Source organism: bacterium (assembly GCA_009926305.1).
In the GTDB taxonomy this organism is placed as follows: domain Bacteria; phylum Bdellovibrionota_C; class UBA2361; order UBA2361; family RFPC01; genus RFPC01.
On the sequence record RFPC01000088.1, the window covers coordinates 1 to 9054 of the forward strand.

The 9054-nt window shown below is 46.7% G+C and carries 9 protein-coding genes; 2 read left to right on the forward strand and 7 right to left on the reverse strand.

Annotated elements, in window-relative coordinates; genetic code table 11:
* The first annotated feature begins 294 nt into the window (after positions 1–294).
* Positions 295–1011, forward strand: a complete 717-nt coding sequence (locus tag EBR25_11300) for a hypothetical protein (GenBank protein NBW41569.1) — start codon at positions 295–297, stop codon at positions 1009–1011.
* A 38-nt stretch (positions 1012–1049) separates the two neighbouring features.
* On the opposite strand, the gene EBR25_11305 is transcribed toward EBR25_11300, so the two are convergent.
* The 7 genes from EBR25_11305 to EBR25_11335 form a co-directional block, all read right to left on the reverse strand.
* Positions 1050–2681 (reverse strand): hypothetical protein, encoded by a 1632-nt coding sequence (locus EBR25_11305; protein ID NBW41570.1) that lies wholly within the window; start codon positions 2679–2681, stop codon positions 1050–1052.
* Positions 2682–2987: 306 nt separating this feature from the next.
* Entirely contained in the window at positions 2988–4448 is a 1461-nt protein-coding gene (locus EBR25_11310) for a sigma-54-dependent Fis family transcriptional regulator (protein ID NBW41571.1), read from the reverse strand.
* 1 nt (position 4449) lies between these two features.
* On the reverse strand, positions 4450–5370 hold the full coding sequence (locus EBR25_11315) for a prepilin peptidase (GenBank protein NBW41572.1): 921 nt from the start codon (positions 5368–5370) through the stop codon (positions 4450–4452).
* Between the two features lie 260 nt (positions 5371–5630).
* Entirely contained in the window at positions 5631–6329 is a 699-nt protein-coding gene (locus tag EBR25_11320; protein NBW41573.1) for an ABC transporter substrate-binding protein, read from the reverse strand.
* A 29-nt stretch (positions 6330–6358) separates the two neighbouring features.
* Positions 6359–6808: an MCE family protein gene (locus EBR25_11325; protein ID NBW41574.1), complete on the reverse strand. Its 450-nt coding sequence runs from the start codon at positions 6806–6808 to the stop codon at positions 6359–6361.
* 93 nt (positions 6809–6901) lie between these two features.
* Positions 6902–7651, reverse strand: coding sequence for an ATP-binding cassette domain-containing protein (locus EBR25_11330; GenBank protein ID NBW41575.1), 750 nt, complete (start codon positions 7649–7651; stop codon positions 6902–6904).
* 4 nt (positions 7652–7655) lie between these two features.
* A complete protein-coding gene (locus tag EBR25_11335; GenBank protein NBW41576.1) occupies positions 7656–8441 on the reverse strand; it encodes an ABC transporter permease in 786 nt (261 codons plus the stop codon).
* A gap of 471 nt (positions 8442–8912) precedes the next feature.
* On the opposite strand from EBR25_11335, the gene EBR25_11340 reads away from it, so the two are divergent.
* Positions 8913–9054: ORF6N domain-containing protein (locus EBR25_11340; protein ID NBW41577.1), on the forward strand; the 142-nt coding region annotated here is incomplete at its 3' end.

A 9054-nucleotide genomic window follows, 5' to 3' on the forward strand; every position in this document is an offset into this window, starting at 1 on the left:
GTGTTCCACGTGGAACACTCATGGCTCCTCAAAGGGAAGAAACGGACGGAATACTGGCGGCATCCGCTTTTTTCATAATTACTTCAGCTGGTTAGGTGGTTCTTGAGAGGGTTGCGAAAGCCCTTTTTGCACACTTTCGAGTGACAACTCCTGGAAATCTCTAGAATGATTCTTCTAATACGTGAACTCTTCGCATCGCGCGTACTCGTTGCGCATCGCAACGGTAGAAAAGCATGGCCAAACAACAGATGGCTTGAGGCAGAAAAAATAAGGTTTTAGCTGGAATCCCCTCTTATGACACCACCACTTTTCTATAGAAAAGTAATTCGACTCCGTACAGCGGAACCCTCAAGTAGGCAAACCATCGGAAAGCCGAGGCAAATTCCGTCGCAACAATCCTTGGAGAATCAAAAACAAGTGGTGCTCATTATTAACGGCAGTGCTGAAATGGCAGGAGCCATTACTCGAGAGCTCCTTTACTCTCTCCCCGACGCCTCGATCATGTATTCACCAACCCTCGACCTTGCTTCTTGGATTCTAAAAAGCCGAACGATCAACCTCATCATATCAAGTGAAATCCTCCCTGATGGCGGACCCCAAAAGATTCAATCAATCTTACAGAATCAAGCAAATCCTCCCGACTTGCTGATTGTTGGACGCTCCGTTGGACGCTCAATAACCCACCTCTCGAATGCAGGATACCACCTCATTAAGAGAAGAAACCTCTCGCGTTCGACCTCAGAGCGTGTTTTCACACCGAGAGATTTACACGCTCCTAGGCCAACGCTTCCGAATATTAAGAGCCGAGTGTCAACACTTGGAGCAGACCTGAGAAACGATCTGAACAATCCTCTGCAAGAAATCGTAACGATGGCTTTCGTTGCAAGACAGAGCGATAACCAACGCGAACTTTCGGATAACGCGCTTGAGGCAATTGAACGAGCTGCACGTCAACTTGCGGGAACCGTTGAGGGCATTGAGGAGAGAATACGCGCGGTCGTCGGGGAATAGATCTCAGACATCACTCTATGAAGCTGAGGGAGCCTCGTTCAGATCCTTGGTCTCGAGAGAATATTGGGAGTATAGAGCTCTTCGTCTTTTGCTTGCAATTCAAGGTTTCTGAGCAAAATAGCCGGAGAAATCGTTGTAACAGGCACAAAGCCTGATTCGGCCCCACAATAGCTGTTATCAAGCTCTGGAGTGCCCCCAACTGCCACAACATTTCCTAGCGCCTGCAAAGGAGTTCCTACAAAATCCACTCCTTTGACTGGCTCCTCCTTTCCATTCGGATAGACGATCGTTGCGTATGATATTTGACCCGCAAAAGCCTGAAAGTCATAGCTTGCTGTCTCAGTTTCTCCACCTGATGACTCATACACAATCATGCCGAAAGGCTTATTCTGCGCCCGAATCTCTTCAAGCAACTGTTCTTTCATCTCATCCAGTGTCAGCCGACTACTACTTTCGATGATAGTGACTCCCATTCGACTAATCGGTCGTTGAAATTTTCGGTTTCGTGCATGTCCGTTCGATACATGAGCTTTTTTAGCGATTGCAGAACGGGTTGTTAGAAATCCTCGCAGAACGCCATCTTCAATGAGTAGCGCATCTCCTGCTGGCGTTCCCTCATCATCATAATCGTAGGCTCCAATGCACCGCTGCCCACGCCACCGCTTCATATTTGGATTGTCTCGGATACTCACGTCGCTTGAAATAACACGCTTTCCGATATGTCCTTTAAAGGTCTGTCCTTCGCCCTGGGATAAAAGACGAGAGCCCTCGAGCCGATGGCCAATCGCCTCATGAAAGAGCAGTCCAGCCGGCTTCGGGTATAATAATATGGGTCCTGAAAATGAGTGTAGCTTCCGAGCATTAATAAGATCGACGAGCTGGTCATACTTTTGGTGGATCAACTTCCTGAGGAGTTTCGGATTCGGAAGATCCTTTAACGAGCCACAGTTGAGCACAAGGTCCTGTTCAACTTGAGCGCCTTCTTTCGTTAACTTTCGCATGTGTATTACGAGCGAAAAGAGGCGTTGATGCTGAACAATAATACTCCCTTCAGTGCTAACAAAAACACTACTGCTCTGGCTCACATCAAACTCTACATAGTTCCCACTTACCTGCTTCAGTTGTGAAATGTACTTTGATGTCCGCTTACAGAAGCGGACCCACTTATCTTCATCAATCGTTTCTGGCCTTGCATATCGCACCGAGCGGATAGCAGGAGACTTTACGAACGATTGAAAACGCCTATTTGAATCAATGGTGGAGAGGCTTGCAGCCCGCCTATCGCTGTAATCAGCGCAGGCCTCACGAAATTTCGATTCCGATAACCGCCACAGTGCCATTCTGAGTCCAGAATAATCGATATCATCAATTGGGACGGTCACATGGTTATAGCTATCGCGCTCATCGTCGTTGTCGAAGAGTCCCCCTTCGGTTACTTGATCATATCGGTAGCTTCCAACCCGAATGTCACAATAGACATTCCGTGTGTGGTCAGAGCGTCGTCGGTAAGTAGAGCCACTACTCGCCCATGTATTGAACCACTTCACATCTCGGAGGAGAAAGGAGCAATAATACGGGTTTGGGAAGGAGGGTACCCGCATCTTCAGTACACGCTTCGAGTCGCGCTTTAAGATATCAATGATCGAATCGATCTGTCTTTTCTGAAGCATTGCGGTGTTTACGTAAAGGGGATTAAAAACCTAACACTGTGCGTTTCTCGCACTTTTTATCATCTGAGCACGTCTCGTGCCTAAAGGCATTATAACATCCATAAAAAGATACCACCTAAGCATAAAACAACAAGTTTATTCAGGTGGTTATTAGGTATGATCTCGACTTTCCTCAGGCATATTTTCTCAGAACGCTGGTTCCATTTTCTCTCCTCAAAACTATCAACAGCTCGTCGAACGATTCGTGGGTCAAGGGTGCAGGGCAGATTCATTGAGAGGGAGTGAGGGGGCGTTTAGGCAAAACGACTAATCCTTCCCAAAGTCATTCAAATCATATTCTTTTAACTTGTAGAGGAGCGCTCGGTGGCTAATCTCAAGTAAGCGAGCAGCATGGGTCCGATTTCCCTTCGTCTGGACTAATGCCCTTTTAATGAGGCGAATTTCTAACGAACGAGATTGTTGTTTAATAGAGAGATTAGACTCGGATACTCCGATGTCAAAATCACCGTTAAGCCCCATTTTGCCACCGAGACTGCTATCAAAACTCCGCTGAATCGGTTCGGGCAGCGCGCTAACATCGAGGTTTTTTCCATCAGACATGACGAGTGCACGCTCAATGGCATTCTCAAGTTCCCTGATATTTCCACGCCATTCATAGCACAGAAGAGCTCTGAGAGCGTCAGGATGAAGCGCTCGCGAGGGGAGTCCCAACCGCTTGCTGTGTTTTTGAATGAAGTGATCTGCTAGGACGGGAATGTCTTCGGTACGCTCGTGTAGAGGCGGAAGATGGATGGCAACTACATTAAGGCGATAAAAAAGGTCCTCTCGAAACCGTCCGTCCTGCACATCTTGCTCTAAATCCCTGAGCGTAGCTGCGATAACCCGAACATCAACAGGAATGGTTTGTTCATCACCTACTCTTCGAATTTTTTGCTCTTGAAGGGCGCGTAGCAGCTTCACCTGAAGATGTGAGGGCATCTCTCCAATTTCATCAAGAAAAAGCGTGCCTCCATCAGCTTCTTCAAATAGCCCCCGCTTATCGCGAGAAGCATCTGTAAACGCTCCTTTTCGATGTCCAAAAAGCTCAGACTCCATGAGTGCTTCTGGAATAGCTCCACAGTTAATGGCGATAAAGGCCCCGCCTCTGCGTGGCGAGTTATGATGTATGGCACGCGCTAACAGCTCCTTTCCTGTTCCAGATTTCCCCGTAACGAGCACCGTGGTATTAAACTGAGATAGCCTTTTTACCTTCTCAAAAACTTCCTGCATCCCCTTACTTTTTGCGATGATGCTGCCAAAGCTGTATCGCCCTTCCACTTCAGAGCGGAGGACTGCGTTTTCCATGAGTAACTGCTCACGCTCTTCAACTTTTCGGAGGGTAAATACCAACTCCTGAATATCGAACGGTTTAGCAATATAGTCATACGCTCCGCGGCGCATGGCCTCTATTGCAAGGCTATGGTTCCCGAATCCAGTCATGAGAATTACAGCAGTATCTGGATTCTGAACTTTACACTGCTCAATAAACTCCATGCCGTTAATCACTGGCATCTGTAGATCGCACAAAACGATATCGACAGACTGCTCTGAAAGAAGTCGGAGAGCAGCTTGAGCATGCGCTGATTCCTGAACGTAGTACCCCGCAAGTTGCAAGTTAAGCTTAAGAGAGCTCCGTATCTGCTCATCATCATCGATGATAAGAATAGAAAGTGCTCGTTGCGAGCTTCTGACCTCTTCTGATATCACAGCCCCTTCCGGTTCTGTCATATCAGCCTCCCCCCATTTGCTGCATTGCAATATCTTCTACGATGAGAGCAAATTGCTCAGCGTAAAAGAGGTATAGTAAATTTGCCGCAACCAAGTACGGGCCAAAGGGAAGGTAAGAAGACCACTTGCCGCGACCGAGCAGTAAAAGGGCAATTCCCAGAAACGAGCCGAGCAAAGAGCCAACAAAAATCGTATAAAAAGCACCATTCAGACCGAAAAAAGCACCAGTTACCGCAAGTAACTTTACATCCCCAAGCCCAAGCCCCTGTTTTTTCCGTACGTATGTATAAAAGAGTGAAATAAGCAGGAGCGAGCCAGCTCCAGCAAGAACACCAATAAGGGCTTCAGATATATTACTCACGAAAGGAGGCGATTCAATAAACGGGGCATAGCCTTGAATAAGAGCGATCGTCAAACCGATAATCGTCGCTGGATAGGTAATCACATTAGGAAGGAGAAAGTACTCAATATCAATGAAACTCAACACGAGAAAAGCGGCACACAACAAATAGGCAACAATGGCTGTTGGAGTATCGAAGGTTGAGTAGCTCAGCCAAGCAAAGACTGCCGATAACAACTCGGTGAGAGGATACCGAAAAGAAATACCCGCCTGACAAAAGCCGCACTTTCCGCGTAAGAAGAGAAAACTGAAGAGCGGAATATTATGATACCACTTTAATTGCTCTCCACAGTGAGGACAGAAAGATCGGGGAGGGAAGGCAATGGTGACTCGTTGGGTAAAGTGAGGCGAATTCAAAATGACAGAATCTTGCTCGCTCTGGTTCTCCGCTTGCGCTTCATCAGAGTCCTCCTCAAGCATCTCTTCTATTCCTGAAGCTCTTCCCAAAGGGATGCGATACACACAGACGGAAAGAAAGCTTCCAATAATCAGACCAAAGAGAATAACGGCGAAATCTATCATAGAAAGGGATACCTTTTTCGCTTCACAGGTGAGGTGATCAGAAAGCGTCCGAGAAAGAGAAGGCCAACGCTTTCCGCAATACTTTCATCCACCTATTACACTTTTTAGGATTCAGAGGTCAGGGGAAAGTTTGTAAAAAACTTTCATAGCAGCAAACATTAGTTGTTTCAAGGGGTTAAGGAGGTCTGGCTCAATCCGCTCCGCAGATTTTGCAAGCCTGAGATAAGGAAAGAGAGGCGGGGGCGCTAGACCATACGCAACTACGAAAGGGCGCTCAAAAGAAGCACCCGAGAGACCTTCGTTTCTTCTGATACTTCGCTATTTTCTTTCTCTCGGAGTCGAGTGAGCAGCCCCTGAAAACTTTCTTTTCGAATAATCCCAGCAAACTCATTCCTGTAGTTTGAGATCAGGCCGATATTCTCGATGATCACATCATATACCTGCCAACCAGCATCAGAATAAATCAACTTATAGTCGAGGGGGAACTCTCCTCCGTCAAATGTGACTATCGTCTTTACAAGAGCTCGAGGATGGCGAAGTGTCTCGCTCTTAATCTCGACCATATTTTGTTCTACTTTTTCAATCCTTCCGATATATGTACGAGCAAGCATACCAGAGAAAAGATCAACGAACTCTTGTTGCTCCTCTGGGGTAATTGATTTCCAGTTTACTCCGAGAGACCGCTTTGCCATCTCTTTGAAATCGAACTTTGGTTCGATAATGTCTCTCATTTTATCCCGCCGCACCGTAGCGTTTTCCTCGCCCGCATTTTCCGTTACGACAGAGATGAGCTGATCTAATACAACTTGCATCTCGGCCCGAGGCGACGATGGCGCCTTTTCGTCAGCCCACAACGACTCAGGGGTGTACATCAAACACAGGACAAAGAAGGTGAATACCCCTACCGCAAATCGGACTCTCCCTGTGCTCTGCCTTTGTATCATATCGAAATATTTCATGAATTCCTGCCTATGTGTCTGGGATTGGATTAACTCTCGGAGTCTTCATCCTTGCTTCCGAATGAGTGCACTAACTTCCCAATAATATCCTCAATATCAACAACGGATTCCGTTTCAAAGAGCAGTGTTCCTGGCTCGATCTCAACATCCGAGGCGCCTCGAGAAATCTTTACATACCGGTCGCCAATAATCCCCTTCGTTCGAACTGATGCAATATCATCCTCAAAGAGCTTCACAGACTTATAAATTTGTAGAACTGTTTCTGCTTGCGGATCTTTCAATCGAATCTCTTTCACTTTACCAATTGGAACACCTGCAATCTCCACAGATGCTCCTGTCTTGAGACCCGAAATATTATCAAACTCTGCTAGCACTTCATAATCACCGGATGGAACGAACGATAATCCACCAAGACCGATAGCCTGATAACCGGCTGCAATAACGCCGAGGATCGTAAAAATCCCTACAAGGAGCTCAATAGTAAAGGTACGTCGCGGTATCTCTATCTCTGAGTTTTGGTTTCCGTTCTTCTTTTCTTCACTCACGTCCCACTTCCCTTTTCCGTCTCTCGTTTACTGTATGTGAATTGGTCCTTCTACTGACCCATGTAAAAACTGCACTACTTCAGGTCTCTTCGTTTGCTGAAATTCATCAGGTGTTCCCTCCATAATAATCCGACCTCCGAGGAGCATGACAACCCTGTCTGAAACTTGAAACACTTCGGGCAACTCATGACTAATTACAACACCCGTAAACCCCTGAGATTTCTGACTTTCTGAGATTAGATCATATACTTCCTGTCCCACCAGCGGGTCAAGTCCAGTATTGGGCTCATCAAAGAGCAGCACCTTGGGCTCGAAAGCCAGAGCGCGAGCAAGCCCCACCCTTTTTCGAATTCCGATTGATACCTCCTGTGGCAACTTCTGAACATATTTCGTCAAAGACAATGCTCTTAGCAAGTGCACCACTCGCTCATGGGCCTCTTCTTTTTTCAAGCCCTTTCTCTCAACGAGTGGAAAAGCGATATTCTCGTATACGGTTAGCGAATCGAACAGTGCTGCCGACTGAAAGAGCACCCCAAGGTTTTCTCGAATTTCATTCTTTTCTCGTTCGCTGCGAGCACTGGTAATGTTGTAGCCGCAAACTTCAATCTCACCCTCATCAGGCTCTAATATTCCCATAATAAGTTTCAACAAGACCGATTTTCCTGCGCCACTTGGTCCAACAATTGTTGTTGTTTTTCCGGCTGCAACCTCAAGATTGAGATTTTGTAGTACCACCTGACTCCCGAAGGATTTTGAGACGCCACGAACAGAAATCATAAGACTAGAGGAATACTCGTGTAAGAATACTCGTAAGAAAGTAGTCGGTTACGAGTATACAGACAGAAGATGTTACTACTGATTGCGTTGTAGCTTTATTGACTCCTATTGCTCCAAAGCTGCAGGTATAGCCCTTAAAACAACTTATCCAGCCAAAGATAACCCCAAATACAAGTGCTTTTATAAATCCTGAATATACATCCACTGGACCAACGGCACTTACCATCTGACTGACAAACGTCCCAGAGCTAAGACCCAGAACCCCGACCGCGACCAGATATCCTCCAAAAATACCGATAGCGATGAAAATGGCGGAGAGTAGGGGCATGGCAATTACGCCCGCTAGGAATCGTGGAACCATCAGGTATTTCATCGGATCGACTGCCATCGAACGAAGCGCATCGACTTGTTCGGTTATCTTCATAATACCAAGCTCTGCAGTAATTGCTGAACCAGAACGCCCAATCACCATCAATGCGGTAAGCACGGGGCCTAGCTCTCGGATGAGGCTAAGCGCCACCGCCGGTCCTGTAAACGCCGTTGCGCCAAACTTGGAGAGAGTATACTCACCTTGTACGGCAAGAACGGCTCCGGTAAAAATTCCGATTAAGGCAACAACAAAGGTTGAGTGAAAACCAATCTGCGCAACTTGTTGAAAAAGAAGTCTTGCTCGAAAAGGCGGTGAAAAAATACCTGAGAGGATTCTCCAGAGGAAAATCCAGGCCTTCCCCCAGTACTGAATGGAGTCAAGAACCCATGCTCCCAACCGTTCAATCCGAGTCAGGATCATTACATGGGGGAGTGGTGTTCGAAATGATGGGTTCGGAGAATCAGACATAAGTTTCAAATACTCCACTTTGGAGAAGACGCTGAACTGCTCGTAAGACTCTTGGTCCGAGCAGTCTATATCCGGAAAATACCACTCTTTTACATCTCCAAAAAGGGGAGGGTTCGCAATTTTAGGGTTAGAGTCCTTGATTAACTGAGCAGTGGAATACATTTCGCTTTCCCGCTTTTGCGGATTCGGCCGAGCTGGCTCTGTGTTTGATCGAGCTGTTTTTGGGATGGATTGTATTCGAGTCAGTCATGCAACTGGGTAGAGTCTGGCTGATTACCGAGAGAGGGGAGATTTAGAAGGATTTCCTATTTTTTGAACGCACGAATGCCGCACCCCCAGTAATCAGGTACCCCAGTAATCAGGTACCAGCTTCTTTTTTTTGGGGGGCAAAGCCCCCAGTAATCAGGTACCAGCTTCTTTTTTTTGGGGGGCAAAGCCTATTCGATAGCAATTCTTTATGAGGTGGAGACTCGAATTCTGGTGCGTGCCGTGAAGCGCAATGAAGACCGATTCCCCACAGATTTCATGTTTCAGTTAGAAGATCGAGAGGTTGTAGCTTTGAGAT